25 protein-coding genes are annotated in these 23,888 nt (G+C 56.8%); 18 read left to right on the top strand and 7 right to left on the bottom strand.

Annotated features, from left to right (window positions below):
* Positions 1-10: 10 nt before the first annotated feature.
* The 8 genes from rpmJ to bfr all read left to right on the top strand — a co-directional run bounded on the left by rpmJ (position 11) and on the right by bfr (position 5,411).
* Positions 11-127: a 50S ribosomal protein L36 gene (gene rpmJ, locus GIR22_RS18125; RefSeq protein ID WP_002555468.1), complete on the top strand. Its 117-nt coding sequence runs from the start codon at positions 11-13 to the stop codon at positions 125-127.
* 129 nt (positions 128-256) lie between these two features.
* A complete protein-coding gene (gene rpsM / locus GIR22_RS18120; protein WP_154744668.1) occupies positions 257-613 on the top strand; it encodes a 30S ribosomal protein S13 in 357 nt (118 codons plus the stop codon).
* Positions 614-643: 30 nt separating this feature from the next.
* Positions 644-1,033: a 30S ribosomal protein S11 gene (rpsK, locus tag GIR22_RS18115; RefSeq protein WP_002555466.1), complete on the top strand. Its 390-nt coding sequence runs from the start codon at positions 644-646 to the stop codon at positions 1,031-1,033.
* Positions 1,034-1,051: 18 nt separating this feature from the next.
* On the top strand, positions 1,052-1,672 hold the full coding sequence (rpsD, locus tag GIR22_RS18110) for a 30S ribosomal protein S4 (protein ID WP_003210056.1): 621 nt from the start codon (positions 1,052-1,054) through the stop codon (positions 1,670-1,672).
* 22 nt (positions 1,673-1,694) lie between these two features.
* A complete protein-coding gene (locus GIR22_RS18105; RefSeq protein WP_003176403.1) occupies positions 1,695-2,696 on the top strand; it encodes a DNA-directed RNA polymerase subunit alpha in 1,002 nt (333 codons plus the stop codon).
* A gap of 41 nt (positions 2,697-2,737) precedes the next feature.
* Positions 2,738-3,124, top strand: coding sequence for a 50S ribosomal protein L17 (gene rplQ / locus GIR22_RS18100; RefSeq protein WP_007918448.1), 387 nt, complete (start codon positions 2,738-2,740; stop codon positions 3,122-3,124).
* 218 nt (positions 3,125-3,342) lie between these two features.
* Complete coding sequence (locus GIR22_RS18095; RefSeq protein WP_154744667.1) at positions 3,343-4,791, top strand: catalase; 1,449 nt, start codon at positions 3,343-3,345, stop codon at positions 4,789-4,791.
* Between the two features lie 155 nt (positions 4,792-4,946).
* Positions 4,947-5,411 (top strand): bacterioferritin, encoded by a 465-nt coding sequence (gene bfr, locus GIR22_RS18090; RefSeq protein ID WP_154744666.1) that lies wholly within the window; start codon positions 4,947-4,949, stop codon positions 5,409-5,411.
* 64 nt (positions 5,412-5,475) lie between these two features.
* Here bfr and uvrA read toward each other — a convergent pair whose 3' ends face one another.
* Positions 5,476-8,310: an excinuclease ABC subunit UvrA gene (gene uvrA / locus GIR22_RS18085; RefSeq protein ID WP_154744665.1), complete on the bottom strand. Its 2,835-nt coding sequence runs from the start codon at positions 8,308-8,310 to the stop codon at positions 5,476-5,478.
* 177 nt (positions 8,311-8,487) lie between these two features.
* Between uvrA and GIR22_RS18080 the strand changes: the two genes are divergently transcribed.
* The 3 genes from GIR22_RS18080 to GIR22_RS18070 all read left to right on the top strand — a co-directional run bounded on the left by GIR22_RS18080 (position 8,488) and on the right by GIR22_RS18070 (position 11,024).
* Positions 8,488-9,882, top strand: coding sequence for an MFS transporter (locus GIR22_RS18080; protein WP_154744664.1), 1,395 nt, complete (start codon positions 8,488-8,490; stop codon positions 9,880-9,882).
* 9 nt (positions 9,883-9,891) lie between these two features.
* Positions 9,892-10,407 (top strand): single-stranded DNA-binding protein, encoded by a 516-nt coding sequence (locus tag GIR22_RS18075; protein WP_154744663.1) that lies wholly within the window; start codon positions 9,892-9,894, stop codon positions 10,405-10,407.
* Positions 10,408-10,586: 179 nt separating this feature from the next.
* Positions 10,587-11,024: a hypothetical protein gene (locus GIR22_RS18070; protein ID WP_154744662.1), complete on the top strand. Its 438-nt coding sequence runs from the start codon at positions 10,587-10,589 to the stop codon at positions 11,022-11,024.
* Between the two features lie 253 nt (positions 11,025-11,277).
* Here GIR22_RS18070 and GIR22_RS18065 read toward each other — a convergent pair whose 3' ends face one another.
* Positions 11,278-12,153: a LysR family transcriptional regulator gene (locus tag GIR22_RS18065; RefSeq protein WP_154744661.1), complete on the bottom strand. Its 876-nt coding sequence runs from the start codon at positions 12,151-12,153 to the stop codon at positions 11,278-11,280.
* 99 nt (positions 12,154-12,252) lie between these two features.
* On the opposite strand from GIR22_RS18065, the gene GIR22_RS18060 reads away from it, so the two are divergent.
* The 3 genes from GIR22_RS18060 to GIR22_RS18050 all read left to right on the top strand — a co-directional run bounded on the left by GIR22_RS18060 (position 12,253) and on the right by GIR22_RS18050 (position 15,828).
* Positions 12,253-13,422, top strand: coding sequence for a mandelate racemase/muconate lactonizing enzyme family protein (locus GIR22_RS18060; protein WP_154744660.1), 1,170 nt, complete (start codon positions 12,253-12,255; stop codon positions 13,420-13,422).
* A gap of 102 nt (positions 13,423-13,524) precedes the next feature.
* Positions 13,525-14,832, top strand: coding sequence for a C4-dicarboxylate transporter DctA (dctA, locus tag GIR22_RS18055; protein WP_178122343.1), 1,308 nt, complete (start codon positions 13,525-13,527; stop codon positions 14,830-14,832).
* Between the two features lie 123 nt (positions 14,833-14,955).
* Complete coding sequence (locus tag GIR22_RS18050) at positions 14,956-15,828, top strand: isocitrate lyase/PEP mutase family protein (RefSeq protein WP_154744659.1); 873 nt, start codon at positions 14,956-14,958, stop codon at positions 15,826-15,828.
* A 48-nt stretch (positions 15,829-15,876) separates the two neighbouring features.
* Here the strand turns inward: GIR22_RS18050 and GIR22_RS18045 are convergent, their stop codons facing one another.
* Entirely contained in the window at positions 15,877-16,059 is a 183-nt protein-coding gene (locus tag GIR22_RS18045) for a hypothetical protein (protein WP_154744658.1), read from the bottom strand.
* 148 nt (positions 16,060-16,207) lie between these two features.
* Here GIR22_RS18045 and tam point away from each other — a divergent pair, with 148 nt between their 5' ends.
* Positions 16,208-16,972: a trans-aconitate 2-methyltransferase gene (gene tam, locus GIR22_RS18040; RefSeq protein WP_154744657.1), complete on the top strand. Its 765-nt coding sequence runs from the start codon at positions 16,208-16,210 to the stop codon at positions 16,970-16,972.
* 23 nt (positions 16,973-16,995) lie between these two features.
* On the opposite strand, the gene GIR22_RS18035 is transcribed toward tam, so the two are convergent.
* The gene (locus GIR22_RS18035) at positions 16,996-17,556 is read right to left on the bottom strand and encodes a cysteine hydrolase family protein (RefSeq protein ID WP_154744656.1); all 561 of its coding nucleotides are present in this window, start codon (positions 17,554-17,556) and stop codon (positions 16,996-16,998) included.
* 96 nt (positions 17,557-17,652) lie between these two features.
* Between GIR22_RS18035 and GIR22_RS18030 the strand changes: the two genes are divergently transcribed.
* The 3 genes from GIR22_RS18030 (at position 17,653) to GIR22_RS18020 (ending at position 20,678) form a co-directional block, all read left to right on the top strand.
* Positions 17,653-18,675: a GlxA family transcriptional regulator gene (locus tag GIR22_RS18030; protein WP_154744655.1), complete on the top strand. Its 1,023-nt coding sequence runs from the start codon at positions 17,653-17,655 to the stop codon at positions 18,673-18,675.
* 148 nt (positions 18,676-18,823) lie between these two features.
* Complete coding sequence (locus tag GIR22_RS18025; RefSeq protein WP_154744654.1) at positions 18,824-19,933, top strand: DUF3182 family protein; 1,110 nt, start codon at positions 18,824-18,826, stop codon at positions 19,931-19,933.
* Entirely contained in the window at positions 19,923-20,678 is a 756-nt protein-coding gene (locus GIR22_RS18020) for an alpha/beta hydrolase family protein (protein WP_154744653.1), read from the top strand. The genes GIR22_RS18025 and GIR22_RS18020 overlap by 11 nt, the downstream gene beginning before the upstream one ends.
* 22 nt (positions 20,679-20,700) lie before the next feature.
* Here the strand turns inward: GIR22_RS18020 and GIR22_RS18015 are convergent, their stop codons facing one another.
* Genes GIR22_RS18015 through GIR22_RS18005 form a run of 3 tightly spaced genes read right to left on the bottom strand, consistent with a single transcriptional unit; the run spans position 20,701 to position 23,718 of the window.
* Positions 20,701-21,666, bottom strand: a complete 966-nt coding sequence (locus tag GIR22_RS18015; RefSeq protein WP_154744652.1) for a lysylphosphatidylglycerol synthase domain-containing protein — start codon at positions 21,664-21,666, stop codon at positions 20,701-20,703.
* Positions 21,644-22,945, bottom strand: coding sequence for a cardiolipin synthase ClsB (clsB, locus tag GIR22_RS18010; protein WP_154744651.1), 1,302 nt, complete (start codon positions 22,943-22,945; stop codon positions 21,644-21,646). The genes GIR22_RS18015 and clsB overlap by 23 nt, the downstream gene beginning before the upstream one ends.
* Positions 22,942-23,718, bottom strand: a complete 777-nt coding sequence (locus GIR22_RS18005; protein ID WP_154744650.1) for an endonuclease/exonuclease/phosphatase family protein — start codon at positions 23,716-23,718, stop codon at positions 22,942-22,944. Before GIR22_RS18005 ends, clsB begins: the two co-directional genes overlap by 4 nt.
* Between the last annotated feature and the right edge of the window lie 170 nt (positions 23,719-23,888).

Raw genomic sequence — 23,888 nt, 5'->3', positions numbered from 1 at the left:
GGAGTTGGTGATGAAAGTTCGTGCATCGGTGAAAAAGCTGTGCCGTAACTGCAAAATTATTCGCCGCGAAGGTGTTGTTCGAGTAATTTGCAGCGCGGAACCGCGTCACAAACAGCGCCAAGGCTGAGTGTGATCCGCTTGAAGCTCGGCAGCTAGTGCGCTGCCGGGTTGATTATTTGTTATTACAGCGATATTATCTCGCGCCCTATTTCTTGGCTTCCGGGGCGTAGGTAGCTGTCAATTGGAGTCCCACTGAATGGCCCGTATTGCAGGCGTTAACATTCCAGATAACAAGCACACTGTTATCTCGCTGACCTACATCTTTGGTGTCGGTCGCACTACTGCGCAGAAAATTTGCGCAGACGCTGGGGTAAACCCAGCCGCAAAGATCAAGGATCTGAGCGACGAGCAGATTGAACAGCTGCGTGGCGAAGTGGCGAAGTTCACCACTGAAGGTGACCTGCGTCGTGAAGTCAACATGAAAATCAAGCGTTTGATGGACCTCGGTTGCTATCGCGGTCTGCGTCATCGTCGTGGTCTTCCAGTGCGCGGTCAGCGTACCAAGACTAACGCGCGTACCCGTAAAGGTCCGCGTAAGCCGATCCGCAAGTAATCGCCCCAGCGAATCGACAGGAAAATTATCATGGCAAAACCTGCTGCTCGTCCTCGTAAAAAAGTTAAAAAGACAGTGGTTGATGGCATCGCCCACATCCATGCTTCTTTTAACAACACAATCGTGACCATCACCGACCGTCAAGGTAACGCGCTTTCTTGGGCTACCTCCGGTGGTTCGGGTTTCCGCGGTTCCCGCAAGTCCACCCCGTTTGCTGCTCAAGTAGCTGCTGAACGTGCTGGTCAAGCTGCGCTGGAATATGGCCTGAAAAACCTCGACGTCAATGTCAAAGGTCCAGGTCCAGGTCGTGAGTCTGCTGTCCGTGCTTTGAACGGCTGTGGCTATAAGATCGCCAGCATCACCGACGTGACGCCAATCCCGCACAACGGGTGCCGTCCGCCGAAGAAGCGCCGCGTGTAATCCAGGAGATTGTAAAGAATGGCTCGTTACATTGGTCCAAAATGCAAACTCGCTCGTCGCGAAGGCACCGATCTCTTTCTGAAGAGCGGCGTGCGCGCGATCGAATCGAAGTGCAACATCGAAGCAGCACCTGGTATCCACGGCCAACGCCGCGGTCGCCAGTCCGATTACGGCACCCAACTGCGTGAAAAGCAGAAGGTCCGTCGTATCTACGGCGTTCTCGAGCGTCAATTCAGCGGCTACTACAAAGAAGCTGCTGGCAAGAAAGGTGCAACCGGTGAAAACCTGCTGCAACTGCTCGAATGCCGTCTGGACAACGTTGTATACCGTATGGGCTTTGGTTCGACTCGTGCCGAATCCCGTCAGCTGGTATCGCACAAATCCGTCAGCGTAAACGGCCAAACCGTTAACGTCCCGTCCTACCAGGTTCGTGCTGGTGACGTGGTCGCGATTCGCGAGAAAGCAAAAAACCAACTTCGCATTGTCCAAGCTCTCGATCTGTGTGCCCAACGTGGCCGCGTAGAATGGGTAGAAGTAGACACTGAGAAGAAGTCGGGCGTTTTCAAGAACGTTCCTGCTCGCAGTGATCTGTCCGCCGACATCAACGAAAGCCTGATTGTCGAGCTCTACTCCAAGTAAGGGCTAGAAAATAGGTGCATCCATGCAGATTTCGGTAAATGAGTTCCTGACACCCCGCCACATTGATGTGCAGGTTGTCAGTCCAACCCGCGCCAAAATCACTCTCGAGCCTCTCGAGCGTGGTTTTGGCCACACCCTGGGCAACGCGCTGCGCCGCATCCTGTTGTCCTCAATGCCCGGCTGTGCAGTAGTCGAGGCCGAGATTGACGGTGTGCTCCACGAGTACAGCGCCATCGAAGGTGTACAGGAAGACGTAATTGAAATCCTGTTAAACCTTAAAGGTCTGGCTATCAAGCTGCACGGCCGTGACGAAGTTACGCTGACCTTGTCGAAGAAGGGTTCGGGGGTGGTTACCGCTGCCGATATTCAGCTGGATCATGATGTCGAGATCGTTAACCCCGATCACGTAATCGCTAACCTGGCGTCTAACGGCGCCCTGAACATGAAGCTCACCGTAGCTCGTGGTCGTGGTTATGAACCGGCCGACTCGCGTCAGAGCGATGAAGATGAAAGCCGCAGCATTGGTCGCTTGCAGCTTGACTCTTCGTTCAGCCCGGTTCGCCGTATCGCATACGTGGTGGAAAACGCCCGTGTCGAACAGCGTACTAACCTGGACAAGCTGGTTATTGATCTGGAAACCAACGGTACCCTGGATCCTGAAGAGGCTATCCGCCGTGCTGCAACCATTCTGCAACAGCAGTTGGCTGCGTTCGTCGACCTCAAAGGTGACAGCGAACCAGTGGTAATCGAGCAAGAAGACGAGATCGATCCGATCCTGCTTCGCCCGGTTGACGATCTGGAACTGACTGTACGTTCGGCTAACTGCCTTAAGGCGGAAAACATTTACTACATCGGCGACCTGATTCAGCGTACCGAAGTAGAACTGTTGAAGACTCCGAACCTGGGCAAGAAATCCTTGACTGAAATCAAGGACGTTCTGGCCTCCCGCGGTCTGTCCCTCGGCATGCGCCTCGACAACTGGCCGCCTGCAAGTCTTAAGAAGGACGACAAGGCGACTGCCTGATCGTCGTAATCACCGAACGTGAGTTTGGTAAGGAATGAACCATGCGTCATCGTAAAAGTGGTCGTCACCTGAGCCGTACCAGCTCGCACCGTAAGGCTATGTTTCAAAACATGGCGGTGTCGCTGTTTGAGCACGAGCTGATCAAAACTACACTGCCGAAAGCCAAAGAACTGCGTCGCGTTGCTGAGCCGCTGATCACTTTGGCCAAGACAGACAGCCTGGCTAACCGCCGTCTGGCTTTCGACCGTACTCGCTCGAAAGCTATCGTTGGTAAGCTCTTCAACGACCTGGGCAAGCGTTACGCTACCCGTGAGGGTGGCTACCTGCGCATCCTCAAGTGCGGCTTCCGCACTGGCGACAACGCGCCTATGGCGTACGTCGAGTTGGTTGATCGTGCTACTGCTGGCGAAGCTGTATCCGCCGAGTAAGACGATAGTCTGTAACGAAGAACCGGGCCTAGCGCCCGGTTTTTTGTGGGCGTTTGATAAGTAAAGTTTTTAGGCTTTGGTTATCCGCAGGACAAGGCTGTTAGTAATTATCTATCGATGCCTGTAATTTAATAAATTTGATGACGTCATCTTCCTGGTCAATACTCCTTCTCAGCCGATTAGCCGGCAGTTCCAAGACTGACTGAGGAAGATTGAGCATGAGCCAGAATAAAACGCTTACCACCGCCAGCGGCGCTCCTGTTGCTGACAATCAGAATTCCCGTTCCGCCGGCCCTCGCGGCCCGCTGCTGCTTGACGATTTTCACCTGATCGAGAAGCTTGCTCACTTTAACCGTGAAAATATTCCTGAGCGTCGTGTTCACGCCAAGGGGTCGGGGGCTTACGGTACATTTACCGTTACTAAAGATATTACCCAGTACACCAGCGCCAAGTTGTTCGAGTCTGTGGGCAAGCAGACCCCGACCTTTCTGCGTTTCTCCACCGTGGGTGGCGAGCGTGGTTCGGCGGATACCGAGCGCGACCCGCGTGGCTTTGCGTTGAAGTTTTACACCGAAGAAGGCAACTGGGACATCGTTGGTAATAACACCCCGGTGTTCTTCATCCGTGATCCGCTGAAGTTTCCTGATTTTATCCATACCCAAAAACGCCTGCCGCAAAGCAACCTTAAAAGTGCGCAGATGATGTGGGACTTCTGGTCGCACTCTCCAGAGGCGCTGCACCAGGTCACCATCCTGTTTTCGGATCGAGGCATTCCCGACGGTTACCGTCACATGCACGGCTTCGGCAGCCACACCTACAGCCTGCTCAGCGCCCAAGGCGAGCGGCATTGGGTGAAGTGGCATTACAAAACCAAGCAGGGCATCAAGAACCTGACGCCCGCCGACGCCGCACGCCTGGCCGGTACCGATCCTGACTACGCCCAGCGTGATCTGTTTGGTGCCATTGAGCGCGGTGACTTCCCGAAATGGCGCGTGTGCATTCAGGTCATGACCGAGGCGCAGGCTAACGCTCACCATGAGAATCCCTTCGACGTGACCAAGACTTGGTCGCAGAAAGAATTCCCGCTGATCGAAGTCGGTGAATTGGAGCTCAACCGCAATCCGTTGAACTACTTTGCTGAGGTTGAGCAGGCGGCTTTCGGCCCAAGCAATATGGTTCCCGGTGTTGGCCTCTCGCCAGACCGCATGCTGCAAGGTCGTGTATTCGCTTATGCGGATGCTCACCGCTACCGCGTAGGCACCAACCACCAGCAGTTGCCGGTGAACGCGCCACGCAGTCCGGTCAGCAGCTACCAGCGTGATGGTTCGATGGCATTCGGTAGTAATGGCGGTGCAGCTCCCAACTACGAGCCAAACAGCTATGCCGATGCACCGAAGCAGGCTCCGCAATACGCTGAGCCGGCATTGGCCCTGAGCGGTGCGGCGGACCGTTACGATCACCGTGAAGACACCGATTACTTCAGCCACGCGGGTGCGCTGTTCCGCCTGATGAATAATGAGCAGAAAACCCTGCTGATCAATAACATCGCCGGTGCCATGGCGGGTGTTTCCAGCGATGTGGTTCAGCGCCAATTGCAGTACTTCTTCAAGGCAGATCCTGCTTATGGAGAAGGGATCGCATCTGCACTGGGTGTATCGCTTAACTAACTCTAAACGATAAGCAGAACCGCCCTCATTTGGGCGGTTTTTGCGTTATTTAAGCTACTTTTCTCAGGAAATCTTCACTTTTCTGCCGTTGGTCCCGTGACCTCCGGGTAATCATGGTTCAAACTACAGTCTTTCAAGCAGGGAGATGTAGGGCGATGCAAGGTCACCCCGACGTAATCGATTATCTCAACACGTTGCTGACGGGCGAACTGGCAGCTCGTGACCAATATTTTATTCATTCGCGGATGTACGAAGACTGGGGCTTTACCGAGCTTTATGAACGTATCAACCACGAAATGGAAGAAGAAGCACAGCACGCCGATGCACTGATGCGCCGTATCCTGATGCTCGAAGGTACGCCGCGCATGCGTCCCGAAGACCTCGATGTCGGCACCACGGTACCTGACATGCTGGCAGCCGACTTACGCCTGGAATACAAGGTTCGCGCCGCGCTATGCAAGGGCATTGAGCTCTGCGAGCAGCACAGCGACTTCGTCACCCGGGAAATTTTGCGAGTACAGTTGAACGATACCGAAGAAGATCACACCTATTGGCTGGAAAAGCAGCTGGGCCTGATCAAGTTGATTGGCCTGGAGAATTACCTGCAATCGCAGTTCTGATTCCGTAGGCTACAAAAAAGCCCCTGTCACTCAACGGTGACAGGGGCTTTTTCATGGGCCGGGGTCAAGCCTTGTCGCGAGCCAGCAACGGTTTCAAGTAGTAACCAGTGTGAGACTGCGGCATCTCGGACACCTGTTCCGGAGTACCCACTGCAATGATCTGCCCGCCCTTGGAGCCGCCTTCGGGGCCAAGGTCCACCAGCCAGTCGGCAGTCTTGATTACGTCCAGGTTGTGCTCGATCACAACCACGGTATTGCCGTGGTCGCGCAGGCGATGCAGCACGTCGAGCAACTGTTGGATATCGGCGAAATGCAGGCCGGTGGTCGGCTCATCGAGAATATACAGCGTCTTGCCCGTATCGCGCTTGGATAGCTCGCGAGACAGTTTCACCCGCTGTGCTTCACCGCCAGACAGTGTCGTCGCCGACTGGCCCAGCTTGATGTACGAGAGGCCGACATCCATCAATGTCTGCAGTTTGCGCGCCAATGCCGGGACCGCATCAAAGAACACCCGCGCTTCCTCGATGGTCATCTCGAGGGTTTCGTGGATGCTCTTGCCCTTGTATTTGATCTCCAGGGTTTCGCGGTTATAGCGCTTGCTCTTGCACACGTCGCACGGCACGTAGATATCCGGCAGAAAGTGCATCTCTACCTTGATCAAACCATCGCCCTGACAGGCTTCGCAGCGCCCGCCCTTGACGTTGAAAGAGAAACGCCCGGGCCCGTAGCCACGGGAGCGCGACTCCGGTACGCCGGCGAACAGTTCGCGAATCGGTGTAAACAGCCCGGTATAGGTCGCAGGGTTGGAGCGCGGCGTGCGACCAATCGGGCTTTGATCGATATCAACTACTTTGTCCAGGTGCTCCAGGCCCTTGATGCTGTCGTGGGCGGCAGCTTCCAGGGTGGTTGCACCGTTCAGTGCAGTGGCGCTGAGGGGGTACAGGGTGTTGTTGATCAGTGTCGATTTACCGGAGCCGGACACACCCGTCACGCAGGTCAGCAGGCCCAGTGGGATCTCCAGGTCGACATTGCGCAAGTTGTTACCGCGGGCGCCCTTGAGGTGCAGGGCCATCTTCTTGTTGCGGGGTGTCCGCTTGGCCGGTACTGCGATCTTTACTCGGCCAGAGAGGTATTTGCCGGTCAAGGAGTCAGGATGGGCCATGACCTCGGCCGGAGTGCCCTCAGCCACGATATGGCCGCCATGCACGCCCGCACCTGGGCCGATGTCGACCACATAGTCCGCCAGGCGAATTGCATCTTCATCGTGCTCGACCACGATCACCGTGTTGCCGATATCACGCAGGTGCTTCAGTGTGCCGAGCAGGCGGTCGTTGTCCCGTTGATGCAAACCAATGGACGGTTCATCAAGGATGTACAGCACGCCCACCAGGCCGGCGCCAATCTGGCTGGCCAGGCGAATCCGCTGTGCTTCACCACCGGAAAGGGTGTCAGCGCTGCGGTCCAGCGATAGATAGTCGAGGCCGACGTTGACCAGGAACTGCAGGCGTTCGCGGATTTCCTTGAGGATCTTGTCGGCGATTTCCCCGCGGCGCCCGGTCAGCTTCAGCCCACCGAAGTATTCGCAGGCATCGCCAATCGGCAGGTTGGTCACCGCCGGCAATGTTTTCTCACCCACCCACACATGACGCGCCTCGCGCCGCAGGCGGGTGCCACGGCAATCCGGGCATGGCTGGGTGCTGAGGAACTTGGCCAGTTCTTCACGCACGCTGGCCGACTCAGTTTCCCTGTAGCGACGTTCAAGGTTCGGCACGATGCCTTCGAATGGATGGGAGCGTTTGACGATATCGCCGCGATCGTTCAGGTACTTGAAATCGACGTTCTGCGAACCGCTGCCATGCAGGATGACTTTCTGCTGTTCGGCCGGCAGCTCGTTGAATGGCACTTCCAGGCTGAACTTGTAGTGCGAGGCCAGGGACCCGAGCATCTGGAAGTAGTAGACGTTACGCCTGTCCCAGCCACGTATCGCCCCCTCTGCCAGCGTAAGGTCGCCGTTGACCAGGCGCTTGATGTCGAAGAACTGCTTCACCCCCAAGCCATCACAGGTCGGGCAGGCGCCGGCCGGGTTGTTGAAGGAAAACAGCTTGGGTTCCAGCTCACTGATGGCGTGGCCGCAGATCGGGCAGGCGAAGCGTGCGGAGAAGATAATCTCTTCGCCGGGCTCGTCGTCCATCGGCGCCACCAGGGCGATACCGTCTGCCAGCTTCAATGCAGTTTCGAACGACTCCGCCAGGCGCTGTTGCAGATCGGCGCGTACCTTGAAACGATCGACCACCACATCAATGGAGTGTTTCTTCTGCTTGTCGAGCTTGGGCGCTTCGTCCAATTCATAGAGCTTGCCGTTGATCCGCGCACGAACGAAACCCTGGGCGCGCAACTCTTCAAAGACCGAAAGGTGTTCGCCCTTGCGCTCCCGAATCACCGGCGCGAGCAGCATCAGCTTGGCGCCTTCCGGTTGGGTCAGCACCAGGTCGACCATCTGGCTGACGGTCTGGGCTTCCAGAGGGATGTCGTGATCAGGGCAACGCGGAATACCTACCCGTGCATACAGCAGGCGCAGGTAGTCGTAGATCTCGGTAATGGTGCCCACGGTAGAGCGCGGGTTGTGGGACGTCGATTTCTGCTCGATGGAAATCGCTGGCGACAGACCTTCAATGGTGTCGACATCAGGCTTTTCCATCATTGACAGGAATTGCCGGGCGTAAGCCGACAGCGACTCCACATAACGGCGCTGGCCTTCGGCATACAGCGTGTCAAATGCCAGGGACGACTTGCCGGACCCCGACAAGCCGGTGATGACAATCAGTTTGTCCCGGGGCAGGGTCAGGTCGATGTTCTTCAGGTTGTGGGTTCTAGCCCCACGAATCAGGATCTTGTCCAAGATGGCCTCGCACGGCGGGCGTAAATATGCAGGAGTATACGGCTAAAGACTGGATGAATATACACTGCCAAAATGCCGGGTGCAGCCTTACATGAAAGCTGCGCGGCAAAGCGCCGCATATACCCTCTCAATCGATGGGACTGGTAGAATCGCGGCCGGTTCACACGAGGTTTTTCCATGCACGATCCCCACAGCGAACGCATGAGTGGCAGCGAGTCCCGCGCGGCAAGCGGTCTGGCACTGGTGTTCGCCTTCCGTATGCTTGGCATGTTTATGGTGTTGCCGGTATTGGCGACCTATGGAATGGATCTCGCAGGAGCGACCCCCGCACTGATCGGCCTGGCCATTGGCGCCTATGGCCTGACCCAGGCGATTTTCCAGATTCCGTTCGGGATCATTTCTGACCGTATTGGCCGCCGACCGGTGATTTACCTGGGGCTGATCGTCTTTGCCCTTGGCAGTGTATTGGCCGCCAATGCCGATTCGATCTGGGGCGTGATCGCCGGACGTGTCCTACAAGGCGCCGGGGCGATTTCTGCAGCGGTTATGGCACTGCTTTCTGATCTGACTCGCGAGCAGCACCGTACCAAAGCCATGGCCATGATCGGCATGACCATTGGCCTGTCGTTCGCCGTGGCCATGGTGGTTGGCCCGCTGCTTACTCGTGCGTTTGGCTTGCACGGCTTATTTTTGGCCACCGGCGGGATGGCACTGTTCGGTATCCTGATCGTTGCCTTTATGGTGCCGCACTCCACCGGGCCGCTGCAGCACCGTGAATCGGGTGTGGCTCGGCAAGCATTACTACCAACCCTCAAGCACCCGGACCTGCTGCGCCTGGATTTAGGTATCTTCGTGTTGCACGCAATGCTGATGTGCAGCTTCGTCGCCTTGCCCCTGGCGCTGGTGGAAAAAGCCGGCCTACCCAAGGAACAGCACTGGTGGGTCTACCTTACAGCGCTGTTGATTTCGTTCTTCGCCATGATCCCGTTCATCATCTATGGCGAGAAAAAACGCAAAATGAAACGAGTTCTGCTCGGCGCCGTCGCGACGCTGATGCTCACTGAGCTATTCTTCTGGCAGTTCGGCGATAGCCTGCGGGCGCTGGTGATCGGCACGGTGGTGTTCTTCACCGCGTTCAACCTGCTGGAGGCTTCGTTGCCTTCGCTGATCAGTAAGGTTTCACCGGCCGGCGGCAAAGGCACGGCGATGGGCGTGTATTCCACCAGCCAGTTCCTCGGTTCTGCACTGGGCGGCATCATGGGTGGCTGGATGTTCCAGCATGGCGGTTTGTCGGTTGTGTTCCTTGGATGCGCCGGGCTGGCTGCACTTTGGCTGGTCTTTGCTGTTACCATGCGCGAACCTCCATACGTCACAAGCCTGCGCCTGCCGTTGTCGCCCGAAGCGATCCGCGAAGCCGGTCTGGTCGAGCGCCTGAAGGCCGTCGTTGGGGTTACGGATGCTGTGGTTGTCACCGAAGAAGCCGCCATCTACATCAAATTGGACACCGAATTATTGGATCGCGCGACGCTTGAGCAACTGGTCAACCCAGTGCCGACAGCGCGCCCAGCCTAGGAGAACGTTATGGCCCGTGGGGTTAACAAAGTCATATTGGTCGGTACTTGCGGCCAGGATCCCGAAGTTCGCTACTTGCCGAACGGTAACGCCGTGACCAACCTGAGTCTGGCGACCAGCGAGCAGTGGACCGACAAGCAAACCGGCCAGAAGGTCGAGAAAACCGAATGGCACCGTGTGTCGATGTTCGGCAAGGTTGCAGAGATCGCTGGTGAATACCTGCGCAAAGGTTCGCAGGTCTACATCGAAGGCAAACTGCAGACCCGCGAGTGGGAAAAAGACGGTATCAAGCGTTACACCACTGAAATCGTGGTCGACATGCAAGGCACCATGCAACTGCTGGGTGGCCGTCCGCAGGGCGATCAACAGAATCAGGGCGGCATGTCCAACTCGGCACCGCGCCCACAGCAGTCCCGTCCGCAGCCAAACCAGCAGCCACAGCGTGAGTCGCGTCCAGCGCCACAGCAGGCCGCACCGCAGCCGGCAGCAGACTTCGACAGCTTTGACGACGATATTCCGTTCTAACCCGGATAAAAGTCTTTTATGTAAAGGTTTTTTCCATAACTGACTGATTAGCTACGGCTTATTACGAGAAGAACCTCCAATATTCGTAAAGGATACTGGAGGTTTTTTTTGCGTGTGAATGGCTCCTGCTCCGGCGCCACCTTGCCTTTGCCACCCTCTCTCGCAATGCCAATGAAGTAATGTTCATTCATCGTTGGGCGCGTAAGCGTCGCTTTAACATCTATGAACGCATTCGCTCAGGTAAACAACTTACCGAGGCTGACTTGACCAGCCTAATTGAGGAGCTTGGCCGTCCCCAGCCCACGGGGCAGAAGGTGACCAAACTTGCGGTCAGTCCCGATACCCGTAACAAGCGACTCAGCACTGCGATGGGCTATCTTCTCTGGTTCATCGATGAACTAATCGCAGATCCCTCCACCCCGGAGCAACTACAAGAACGCTTAACTGCCATGCGTGAAAAGAGGGTGAAGGTGTTTCTGAATGGCTATCAGTCGGCTGAAGGCAGCCGCAAGTTTCATAAGCACCTCACTGGCAAACAAGCCCAGTTTCTTCAGGATGCGTTGGATCCCGAGGGCGAGATTTTGTTTGGCAGAGTGAATTCCTTCAGCCATTTTTGATCTGGAGGTTCCACGTTTGAATTGATCAGATAGCCGCGGGCCATTGGCCAGAAGAAACAACATTAAACATAAAGCCTTCGCAGCCAAGTCGCGCTTGCTGGTATTGGAAAATCGCGGCCACGAGCGTAATCAGGTTACTAGCTTCAAGCAATAACGATTCACTGATCAAACACTTCACGATTCGTGGCGTATTTGGTCTTGCTTCGGCCCTGCAATGTCTCTGGATATAGAAGTCGGAATTAGCAAAATAAATTTATTCGCCCAGCTTGGCCCAGAATTCTTCAGCAGAAGGACTGATTGGGCCTGTAGGTCGGGTTAGATGAATTTCCAAGGGAATATCCCAGCTTTGGTCGAGGGCCCTGACAAGTCGTCCATCAGCCATTTCCTGTTCCGTCAGGCTTTTCGGTAACCACGCTACGCCCTTGCTTTCCAGTGCCATGGACATCAGCACCGCCGCAAGGTGGCTACTGAAAAGAGGCTTGAGGTGAAGGTAGTCTTCCTTGCCATGCAGTCGGTGAGCGACTATCCGCCCCAGTCCCGACTCGTGGGTATAAGCCAGGTAAGGCAGTGTCGCTGGAGAGGTGCCAAAATTGGCAGAAGCACTCGCCAGTGGAATCAGAACGTCCTCACCAACCTTTTTGCCGATGAACTGATCAGAAGCCAACAAAGGTGGCACATCGGGGTGGCGGTGACAGAGCAGAAACTGAACTTGGCCATGTATTAGCATCTGCTCACAGACAGCCATGCTATCTGAGTGCAGTTGCACAGCCTCGATAGGAGCACCGTTCTCCGCGGCCCGAAGCCACTTAGGAAAAAATGTAAAAGACAGGGAGTGGGTTGCAGCAAAGTGCAGGGACTTAGCAGCCATCCCAGCCACTTCTTGTGCTTCGTTGCGCATCCTGTACAAGCGCCTGGCCGCCTCCTGAGCACTAGGCAAAATTTGCCTTCCTGCTTCGGTCAGGGTCGCCCCTTGATGGGTGCGAACGAACAACTGCACTCCCATCCAACTCTCGAATGAGCGAACTCTGCGACTAAACGCCGGCTGAGTAACGTGCCGCGCTTCAGCCGCCCGAACAAAGCTGCCGTACTCCGCAAGAGCTGAAAAGTCTTCGAGCCAAACGAGTTCCAAGGGCCATGCCTCCTGTGCATAGGGTGCGGCATTAATAGCATTGGGCGGGTGTCATCGCAAAGCATAACGTGGGGCCACCAACAACAAGAGGAGCCCGTCATGCGTATCGTAGACATCCGCGAAAAAACTGTTTCCATTGCCTCCCCAATTGCCAACGCCTACATCGACTTTTCCAAAATGACCTGCTCGGTCGTCGCAGTCGTCACGGATGTGATTCGCGATGGTAAACCTGTCATCGGCTATGGTTTCAACTCCAACGGTCGCTATGGCCAAGGCGCACTGATGCGTGATCGCTTCTTGGCACGTATCACGGAAGCTGATCCAGATACTCTCATCGACCATGAGAACAACAACCTGGATCCGTTCGCCATCTGGAAAACCCTGATGACCAACGAAAAGCCAGGTGGTCATGGCGAGCGCTCAGTAGCAGTCGGCACCATTGATATGGCCGTATGGGATGCTGTTGCCAAAATCGAAGGCAAGCCACTGTATCGCCTGCTGGCCGACCGCTACCGCGACGGCGTGGCCGATGACAAGGTCTGGGTCTATGCAGCGGGCGGCTACTACTATCCAGGCAAAGATCAGACAAAGCTCAAAGCAGAAATGCAGAGCTATCTGGATCGTGGTTACGACGTCGTCAAGATGAAGATTGGTGCGGTGCCACTGGACGAAGATATCCGGCGCATCGAAGCGGTACTTGAAGTTGTTGGGGATGGTCGTCGCCTGGCGGTCGATGCCAATGGTCGTTTCGATCTTCAGACCGGTATTGCGTACGCTGAAGCCATCAAGAAGTACAACCTCTTCTGGTACGAAGAGGTCGGCGATCCGCTGGATTACGCGCTCCAGGCCGAGCTTGCCAATCACTATGAATTGCCCATGGCGACCGGTGAAAACCTGTTCTCCCACCAGGACGCCCGTAACCTTCTGCGCCACGGCGGCATGCGCCCTGATCGCGATTACCTCCAGTTCGACTGTGCTCTGTCCTACGGGCTCGTGGAGTACATGCGCACCCTGAAGGTAATGGAGGAAATGGGTTGGTCTTCCCGTCGCGTGGTTCCGCATGGTGGTCACCAGATGTCCCTGAACATCGCAGCAGGTCTGCACCTGGGCGGCAACGAATCTTACCCAGATGTCTTCCAACCATTCGGCGGCTTCGCTGACGGGATCAAGGTCGAAAATAGCTATGTTGGCCTGCCGGATATTCCAGGTGTTGGCTTCGAAGCCAAGTCCGCCTTGTACGCGGTAATGCGTGAGTTGGGCGAAGGTTGATCAACTCCGGTCTGCGGCCTCTTTGAAAGAGGCCGCAGACTTAGGCGTCACCCACTGACGCCAAGCCACATGCCCATCACAAAAATAAAATGAGGTGCTTCCGTGGAAATTTCCAAATCCCGCTGGTACAGCCAGTTGTATGTGCAAGTGCTGATCGGCATCGTGATTGGTGCAGCTATCGGTTACTTCGTACCTGATATCGGAGCCAAGCTTCAACCTTTTGCCGATGGCTTCATCAAGCTCATAAAAATGCTGTTGGCACCCATCATTTTCGGTACGGTCGTTGTTGGTATCGCAAAAATGGGCAGTATCAAAGAAGTCGGACGGATTGGCGTAAAAGCGCTGATCTATTTTGAGATACTTTCAACCATCGCTCTGGTCGTTGGCCTAATTGTGGTCAACGTAGTTAAACCAGGCGTTGGGATGAACATAAATGTTGCTGCGCTGGATGGTAGTTCCATCAGTAAGTACAGCCAAGCTGCTAGCGAGCAGGGTGGAACCATTGAGTTCTTTCTTAACATTATCCCGCATACCTTCGTCGGAGCATTCTCGAATGGCGTCATGCTTCAGGTCATCCTGCTTTCGGTCTTGATGGGTGTCGCCTTGGTTCAAATGGGCGAAACCAGCAAGCCGCTAATCAACACCATTGATTTATTTCTGCAGGGATTGTTCAAGATCGTGGCAATGGTCATGCGATTGGCTCCGATTGGTGCCGGCGCCGGTATGGCATTCACTATCGGCAAATACGGGATTGGCACCTTGCTGTCGCTCGGCCAGTTACTGGTCGCCCTCTATATCACGACCTTGATTTTCATCGTGGTGGTGCTGGGTGCGGTTGCAAGATGGTCGGGTATGCCGTTGATGCAATTTCTTCGTTATTTCAAAGATGAAATTCTCATCACGCTCGGCACCTGTTCAACCGAAGCTGTGCTGCCGCGAATGATGGTGAAGCTTGAAAAGCTGGGCTGCAAAAAGTCGGTAGTGGGCATGGTGCTGCCAACGGGGTACACCTTCAATGCGGACGGCACCTGCATCTATCTCACCATGGCAGCTATCTTCATCGCACAGGCGACCAATACGCCGCTGACCTTTATGGATCAAATGATTCTTCTTGGCGTTTTTTTGCTGACTTCCAAAGGTTCGGCTGGGGTGGCGGGCGCGGGTTTCGTAACGCTTGCCGCAACGCTCACAACCCTCCATTCCATACCCTTGGTAGGTCTGGTCTTGCTGCTAGGCATCGACCGATTCCTCAACGAAGCACGGGCAGTGACCAACCTGATTGGTAACGGGATTGGCACTATCGCGATTGCCAAATGGGACAACTCTTTTGACGTGGAAGCCTGCGAGCGCGAGATCGCTGCGATGAAGCAAGAAAAAGCAGATCGAAAAGCGTTATTAGCTCAAAAGTAACCAGTAACGCTAACCGGTCATTCCCCTTCGAGCATGGCGTAATGACCGGTAGCTAATGTCATGTCTCGCTCTCGCTAGACGATCAAGTGATGTACCCAGCTGCAAACTGATGGAGTCGAAAAAATGATTGAACGAACTCATCATGAACTACGTAAGGCGTTCGGTGATTTGCTTCGCGGAACAGTCTGTAAATTTGCCGCATCTGTGTTCGATCCCATCTCGGTTCGTATGGCATCCGACCTTGGTTTCGAGGTTGCTATCCAGGGTGGTTCTGTCGCCTCGCTTCAAGTGCTCGGTGCCCCTGACATCTCACTACTCACGCTTGATGAATATGTAGAGCAAGTTTCCAGAGTCGGTCGGGCTAGCCACATCCCAATCATCGGAGACGCTGATCATGGTTTTGGCAACGCGCTCAATGTGATGCGCACGGTCACCGAGCTTCAAAAGGCCGGCGTTGCTGCTCTTACACTAGAAGACACACATCTCCCTGCAAAATACGACGAGCAGTCGCAGGTGCTTATCGAAATGGAAGAAGCCGCAAGCAAGATTTACGCTGCGCGGTTTGCCCGTTCCGATGATGCCCTCAGCATCATCGCCCGTACGAATGTATCCGTTACCACTTTGGAGGATTCCATCACACGCACAACGGCTTATCAGAAGGCTGGAGCCGATGCGATTTGCCTTGTCGGAGTAAAGGATTTCCAACACTTGGAGGCACTCACCTCGCATCTATCCGTGCCGATCATGTTGATAAACTATGGAAACCCTGCACTAAGTGATGTTGAGAAGCTGAGCGCAGCCAATGTGCGGATTGTGGTCAACGGTCATGCCCCGTTTTTGGCTGCGATCAAAGCAAGTTACGAGGCATTGCGCGAACAAAGCGGCAAGAAGGGGAGCGAGGTTTCGCTACCGGAACTGCTATCTAAGTACACGCACTCGGACAATTACCGCGAGTGGGCTAAGACCTATTTGAAGTCAGAACACGGTTCTAATTGAGCTTGAAGCAGGTGGAATATAGCGTCATGAAAAAGACAATCCTGGCCTTTAGCCGCGTTTCGCCCTCCATGCTTGATCCTTATAAGACAAGTACAACATCATCATGAGCCCCGCTACCAGGTTCAACGTAGCCGTCATGCGTAGCGGCACCCCCGGCAGGCTGAACTCGGTCTTGTGGCACGCCACGAGAATGGCGACGCACAACCCCAACCCCGCGTGACGGCGAGACAACACAAAAGCCTTGAGCTGTCGAAGTTCTAGCCTGTAAATACTTTATAAGTATGGGGGGGCAGTCAAACCTGGCATTTGTTCTCGCGGGTCACACGATTTAGGCTGTAGCCACCCCTCATAAAGCCCCTCCCAAAGAAGGAAAGCCGTGATGACCTGGTCAGCCCAGCAATATTCGATGTTCGAGCAACAGCGTACTCGCCCTGTCCGGGACTTGGTCGCGGCTATTCCTGTTACCAACGTGCGCACCGCCGTTGACCTGGGTTGCGGCCCCGGTAACTCCACCGAGGTCCTGGCCCAACGCTTCCCGCAGGCGGTGGTGACCGGCATGGACAGCTCTGATGACATGCTGGTCAATGCCCGGGAACGGTTGCCGGCGCTGAACTTCGAGTTGACCGACATTGGGACCTGGCATCCGGCGCAGCCATTCGATGTGATCCTGGCCAATGCCTCGCTGCAGTGGTTGCCGGACCACGCGACGCTCTATCCGCATCTCGTGAACCAACTGACACCGGGAGGAACCCTGGCGGTGCAAACCCCGGATAACCTCGATGAGCCGGCACACCGCCTGGCCCGTGAAGTAGCGGCGCAGGGCCCGTGGGCAAGCAAGATCGGTGCGGTCAAACACAATGAACGGCACACCGCGAGTTTCTATTATGAGCTGTTGAGCAGGCACTGCAGCACTGTCGACGTGTGGCGCACCACGTACCACCATCCATTGGCCGGCGGTCATGGCGCAGTGGTGGAGTGGTTCAAGGGCTCGGCGTTGCGGCCGTTCCTCGCGCCACTGGATGAGTCCGAGAAGAGCGCCTTCCTGGACGCCTATCTGGCGCGAATCACCCAGGCGTATCCGGCCCTGGTTGATGGCACGGTGCTGTTGCCGTTTCCGCGGCTGTTCATCATTGCCACGCGCTAGCCATCCAGGCGATCAGGTGGCGGTCACTGCGCCGCGTGGGTCTTCAAGAATTCATCCGCCGATACCACGCTCGCATAAGCAAACCCCAGCGATGACATAAACGCCGCGTGCACTTGGGCTGCGGGCACGGTCACGCCACCAAACTCCAACTCCCGAGTGGCACAGGCGTCATGGATCACGGTGACGGTATAGCCCAAATCCGCTGCTGCGCGGACCAGGCCATCGACGCACATATGGCTCATGCTGCCGACTACCACCAGATGGGTCACGCTGCGTTGCTCCAGCAGTGTCCTCAAGTTGGTCTCGCGAAAGGCATTGACGAAGTGTTTGAGTACCACTGGCTCATCGGCCTGGTTCAACACCTTGGGATGCAAATGCGCACCTTGGGAGCCCGGGGTGAAAAATGGCGCATCGTCAGAGGTGAACTCGTGACGAATGTGGATAACCGAATCACCCGCCTGGCGAAATGCCTTAAGCACCTGCGCCGCCTTGTCCGCCGCGGCCTCCACAGCGTTAAGTGGCCACTTGCCTTGGGGGAAGTAGTCGTTCTGGATATCGACTAGGATGAGTGCTTGCTGGGTCATGATTGTTCCCTCGTGAATGGTTGAGGCGTCCAGTATCGTGGCTGGCGTGCAGTATGGGGATTGGCCACACCGACAATAGCAGGGGGAAAACTGACAATGGCGTTGCAGCGTACAGTTGTCGAACTGGGCATCCTGATCTACAGCGGCGCGCAGATGGCTGCCGTGCATGGGTTGACGGATCTGTTCGGGGTCGCCAATCGCATGGGTGCCGAGCATCAAACCGGGCAACTGCCGGTGCTGCGTCTGAGCCATTGGCGGGCCGATGCCGGCGAGTCGCCGAGCCGGGTGTTTGACAGTCTGCCTGGGCCTGACCAGCCACTGGCCGCTTTGCTGATTCCGCCCTCCATCGCCGGCTTTTCCGAAGGTCAGGTATCCGCGGCGCTGCTGGGCTGGCTTCGCCAATTGCACCGCGCCGGTACAGTCCTTGGAGGGGTGTGCGTAGGCTCGATCCTGTTGGCCGAAAGCGGTTTGCTGAACGGTCGCAGTGCCACCACCCACTGGACGTCTGCCAAGTCTTTCAGCGCCCACTACCCAGGGGTCCGGCTTGAGGCAGATAAACCCATCGTCGACGATGGCGACCTGATCACCACCGCCGGGCTCATGGCCTGGTCCGAGTTGGGTTTGCGGGTGGTGGACCGATTGCTCGGCCCGAGCATCGCCGCCAGCACCGCACGCTTTCTGGTGATCGAGCACAGTGACAGCGCCAGCCAGTGTGGCAGCAACTTTGCGCCGATCCTCAGCCATGGTGACGGCGCCATTCTCAAGGTTCAACACTGGCTGCAGGCCAGTGGCGCGGTGGATGTGTCATTAGCCGCGATGGCTCAGGAAGCGGGTCTGGAAGAGCGTACGTTTCTGCGGCGTTTTCGCAGCGCTACGGGCCTCAAACCCACCGAATACTGTCAGCACCTGCGAGTAGGCAAGGCCCGACAAATGCTGGAGTTTACCAATAACACCATTGATCGGATTGCCTGGAACGTGGGTTATCAGGACCCCAGCGCCTTTCGCGCGATCTTCAAAAAGGTCACCGGGCTGGCGCCCAGTGATTACCGCAACCGTTTTGGCGTGACTTCAGCCAATGCCAGGAAGCAGGCCGCCATCGTGCAGAACGCCGCCCCATAAGTGGCGTGTCGTGCAGAATAAAACAGGCTAAGTGCTATCATTTTTTCAGTGGACATCTGATTTCAGGGCGTTTTTGACGCCTCTGGCCTTGGCCTGATCCCTGCAGCGTTTCTCCCCACATACATGGCAGGATGGCCAAGGGGGATGCATGACCCCAAGCAATCGCAAGAAAATGATAGTCGCGCACTCGGTTCGACCGGACGCGCCACTGCATGAAGTCGAAACCAACCGTGCCCTGGCTCGATGGCTGGCACACCTCCTCGGGCTCAAATACGGCGGCAGTTACAACCCACAGTTACACGCCGGGCAGGACTTGTACCTGGTGCCCACCCAAACCCTTGTCGGGCCGGCTCAGGCGCGGCAATTGGGGGTCAAGGGGCCAGAAGACCTGTGGGGCGGCTACGTCGATTACGACTTCATCTGCACCAAGGCTATCAGCCATGGCTTGCTGAATAAAAACGCGTTTGCCCCCGAAGGGTGGTCGCCGCTGTTTTCCGAGCGTATACGCACGGTGGTGCTCGACGGCCTGAGTGTATTTGCCCTGGAGGACGCGCGGCCGGCGGCGACTCATTTGTTGTACACCGGCCCGATCCGTTTGAAACCCGTGCATGCCTGCGCTGGCCGCGACCAGGAAGTGATCCAGAGCATTGATCAATTCGACACCATCCTGGCACGCCCCGGTGCGGCGCAACTGTTCACCGATGGCGTGGTACTGGAGCAGGACCTGCACGAAGTGGTTACTCATAGCGTCGGCCAGAGTTTTATCGGCGATCACGTCTTCAGTTACTGCGGTGAGCAATACCTGACCGAGGACGGGGAGGGCGCAGACGTCTACGGTGGTTCCAACCTGCTGGTGGTCCAGGGTTACTACGAAGACCTGCTCAAGCTCGAACTGCCCGATGACGTGCGCCAGGCCATTGAGCAGGCACAGGTATTCGATAACGCGGCAGACGAAGCCTATCCCGGTTTTTATGCCTCACGGCGCAATTACGACATCGTCCAGGGCCTGGACAGTAATGGCCAGCCTCGTAGCGGTGTGCTGGAACAATCCTGGCGCATGGGTGGAGCCAGCAGTGCTGAAGTCGCGGCGCTGCAAGCCTTTATCAACAATCCCGGGTTGCGGGCGACTCGTGTGTCATCGGTGGAAACCTACCGTGACCAGCCGCTGCCGATCGATGCCATTGAGGTGTATCGGGGCCCCGCGCAAAGCAGCGACTTTCTTCTCAAGTACGTAACGGTCAACTCTTATGACGGCTAGAAGCGAAACCATCACCATTGATATCGATGACGAGCAAATGAGCGCAACCTTTCTCAGCCCCAAGTCGAAAGTGCCGGGGGTGTTGTTTGTCCACGGCTGGGGCGGCAGCCAGGAGCGGGATCTGGAGCGGGCCAAGGGCATTGCGGGTTTGGGGTGTGTCTGCCTGACGTTCGATTTGCGCGGCCATGCAGGCAATGGCATTCCACTGTCCCGGGTCACCCGCGAAGACAATCTGCGAGACCTGCTGGCGGCCTACGATCGCCTGTTGGCACATCCGGCCATCGACACCTCGGCGGTGGCGGTAGTGGGCACCAGTTACGGCGGCTACCTGGCCGCCATCCTCACCTCGCTGCGCCCGGTACGCTGGCTGGCTTTGCGGGCACCTGCTCTGTACCGCGACGAGCAATGGCTCAAGCCCAAGCGTGACCTGGATAAGGCCGACCTGGTCGATTACCGCAACACTCTGGTGCATGCCAAGACCAATCGTGCCTTGCACGCTTGCGCGGCCTTTACCGGCGATGTACTGATCGTTGAGTCACAGACCGACGACCACGTGCCCCACGCCACCATCATGAGCTACCGCGCCGCCTGCCAGCAGACTCACTCCCTGACCCACAGGATCATCGATGGTGCCGACCATTCCCTGGGCGATCCGATATCCCAACAGGCCTACACGTCGATCCTGGTGGACTGGATTACCGAGATGGTAGTGGGTGAACGATTGAGTATTATCCAATCCCGATAGTTTTCAGATGCCTGCCTTCCCATCAGCCTGTCTTTTTCACCCGTAACGCCTTCGCCTTGGCTTCTACCCCGAGGTACATCACCAGCGCCACCAGCAACGGCAAAATAAAATAAATCGCCCGATAGGCAATCAGCCCCGCCAGCAAACTGCCCCGCGACGCTTCGTGCTGCAACAAGGCAATAAACACCGCTTCCAGCACACCGAGGCCGGCAGGAATGTGGGTGACTACGCCGGCAATACTGCTGATCAACAACACCCCCAGTACTACCGGATAGCCCAGTTGCCCAGGTAGCAGTGTGAAGATCACTGCTGCCATCAACGACCAGTTCAACGCCCCCAACGCCAACTGCAACAGAGCCATGCGCAGAGACGGCAAGTTGATTTCAATTCCCCGCACCGTCCACGCCCGGCGCCGGGAAAAACGACACGCCGCCAGATAACCGGCGCTCGTCAGCAGCAACAGCACGCCTACCCCTTGCAGTGCGCCGCTGCTGAGCTTCCATCCGGGCGGCAGCGTCACCAGCCCGCAGCTGAACACCACGCCGGCCAGGGTCATGTAGCCAAACCAGTTGGTGGCCAGGCTCAAGCCGAGGATCTTGGCGATGTTGCTGGTGCTCACCCCCAGCCGTGAATACAGCCGATACCGCATGGCGATGCCGCCGACCCAGGCACTGAGATTGAGGTTGAAGGCATAGCTGATGATTCCCACCGGTAATATCTGTTTCCAACGCAGTGGCTGGCGGATGTAGGTGCGACCGATCAAGTCGAAACTGGCGTATACCAGAAAGCTGATCACGGTCAGCCCGGCGGCGATCAGCAAGGTCTGTAGCTTGAAATCGCCCAGGGTGTCGAACACCTCACTCCAGTCGATGCGCCGGGCGAGCAGGGTGAACAACACGATAAGCAGCAGGAAAAAGACGATGGTCAGCGGCTTTTTCCAGCGTTTGAAACCGTGAGTGGAGTGCTCAGTGGCGCGTGCTTGAGTCATAGCCCTGGCGCTCCTCATGGACGAAGGGTTTCAAGCGCGGCTTATGAGCCGGCAACCATCCGGTCCAGGCCGGGAAATGTCGCAGCACATGAAACACCACAAACCCTACCGTGACCCGCCACAACCAGCCGCGAGGCGTGCGGTTTTCCGGCATGGTCTTGCAGTGGTTCCGGCTCAGGTGCTCCAGGCGTTCGTACAACTGCTGATTAAACCCACGGTCGAGAATCAACACATTGGCTTCCAGGTTCAGCGACAGGCTCAACGGGTCGAGATTGCTTGAACCGACGGTGCTCCATGCCTCATCGACCAGCGCCACTTTGCCATGCAACGGCCGCTGACAATATTCGTGGATCACCACGCCTTCCTTGAGCAAATAGTCATACAGCATGCGTGCCGCCAGCTTGGCAAACGCCACATCCGGCTGGCCCTGCATGATCAGTTGCACCTGCACCCCACGACGGGCGGCGTTGCGAATCTCTCGCAGCAACCGATAGCCCGGAAAGAAGTAGGCGTTGGCGATCACCACCCGCTGCCGGGCCTTGCGCAACGCATCCAGGTAAGCCTCTTCAATGTCCGAGCGGTGTTGCAGGTTATCGCGATAGACCAACCGCACCAGCCCGTCGCCTTCGCCGGTAAACCGCAATGACGGCGGCTGTTCACGGCGCTGCCAGCCGCGTCGGGTGCGTACCTGGGGCCCACTTTGCGCCAGGGCAAAGTGATGCAGGTCCGCCACCGCCGGCCCCAGTACCTGGACCGCATAATCCTGCTTGGCCTCGGGGCCGAAATCTTCCAGGTGATCAGCAGAAAAATTGATTCCGCCGATAAACGCTACCTTCGCGTCCACCACCACGATCTTGCGGTGCAAGCGGCGAAACCAGTTGGTACGAAACCCCAGGGTCTTGGACGCCGGATCGAACATCTGCACGCTCACGCCGGCCTTGCTCAGCTCTGCGATAAACCCCGAGCTCAGTTCGCCGCAGCCAAAGCCGTCGAGGCTAACCACCACCTTCACCCCACGCTGCGCAGCCTCGATCAGAATGCCTTGCAGCTCAAGGCCGACCTTGTCTTCGAACAGGATAAAGGTCTCCAGCAAGATCTCCTGTCGAGCCTGGCGCAGTGCTTCAAAGACCTTGGGGAAATACGCCTCGCCGTTCTCCAGCAACTCAAGTTGATTACCACTTTGCCAGCCATAGTCCACATCCTTGGCCATCGAGCCGTCTGGCAACTGATCCATCACGATAGGGTCCACCGCCACCTTTTCCACCGGCGCGCTATTCATAGTTCAATCTCCACCGACAGGGGCGCGTGGTCGGACAGATGGGACCAGGGGCGGCTGTTCAGTACCTGAGGTTGATGAACCTTGAGGTTGCGTACATAGATACGATCCAGGCGCAGCAGTGGCAAACGCGCGGGGAAGGTGCGGGCGGGCTTGCCGTGGGCCTCGATAAACACTTCCCGCAGGCCACACTGGCTGAGGTCGGCCTGCTGGCGCCAGTCATTGAAATCCCCGGCGACGATCAGCGGGGCGTCGGCCGGAGTCTCGGCGATCCGCTGGGCAATCAATTGCAACTGCTGCTGGCGATGGACCTCGCGCAACCCTAGATGCACGCAAATGGCATGCAGCTCACGCGTGTTGCCGGGCAGGCGCAATACACAATGCAACAGCCCGCGGCTTTCATGGCCGTTCTGGGATATGTCGAGGTTGTCATAGCGGATGATCTGGAATTTCGACAACAGCGCGTTGCCGTGATCGCCATCCGGGTACACGGCATTGCGGCCATAGGCAAATTGCGGCCAGATGCTGTCGGCGAGGAATTCATACTGGGGCATGCTCGGCCAATTGCTGTAGCGCTTGGGATGGCGCTCGTGGGTGCCGTGGATCTCTTGGAGGAACACCACGTCGGCGGCCACGCTACGCACCGCTTCACGCAACTCCGGCAGGATAAAGCGTCGATTCAGCGCAGTGAAACCCTTATGGGTGTTGACTGTCAGGACCTTGAAGCGGGTGATGGCCGCGGTGGGCGTGGTGGGCACCAACTCGGGAGTAGTCATGGCATCGCTCCCGGTTCAGGCAGCAGGCCTGGCTGTGTGGTCCGATCCTCGGGGGAGCAATCGGGGGAAAGATCCCCCCGCCAGGGCGTGTAGCACGCGCCGGAAGTGCCGATATGAATCGCGGACATGGTTGCTCCCGTAGAGTGGGTGTTGGATGACCTCCGTCTTCA

Origin of the sequence: Pseudomonas karstica, from assembly GCF_009707515.1 — a bacterium.
Classification (GTDB): domain Bacteria; phylum Pseudomonadota; class Gammaproteobacteria; order Pseudomonadales; family Pseudomonadaceae; genus Aquipseudomonas; species Aquipseudomonas karstica.
The sequence above is the reverse complement of the archived record's forward strand: the minus strand, read 5'-3'. Positions and strand labels throughout refer to the sequence as shown.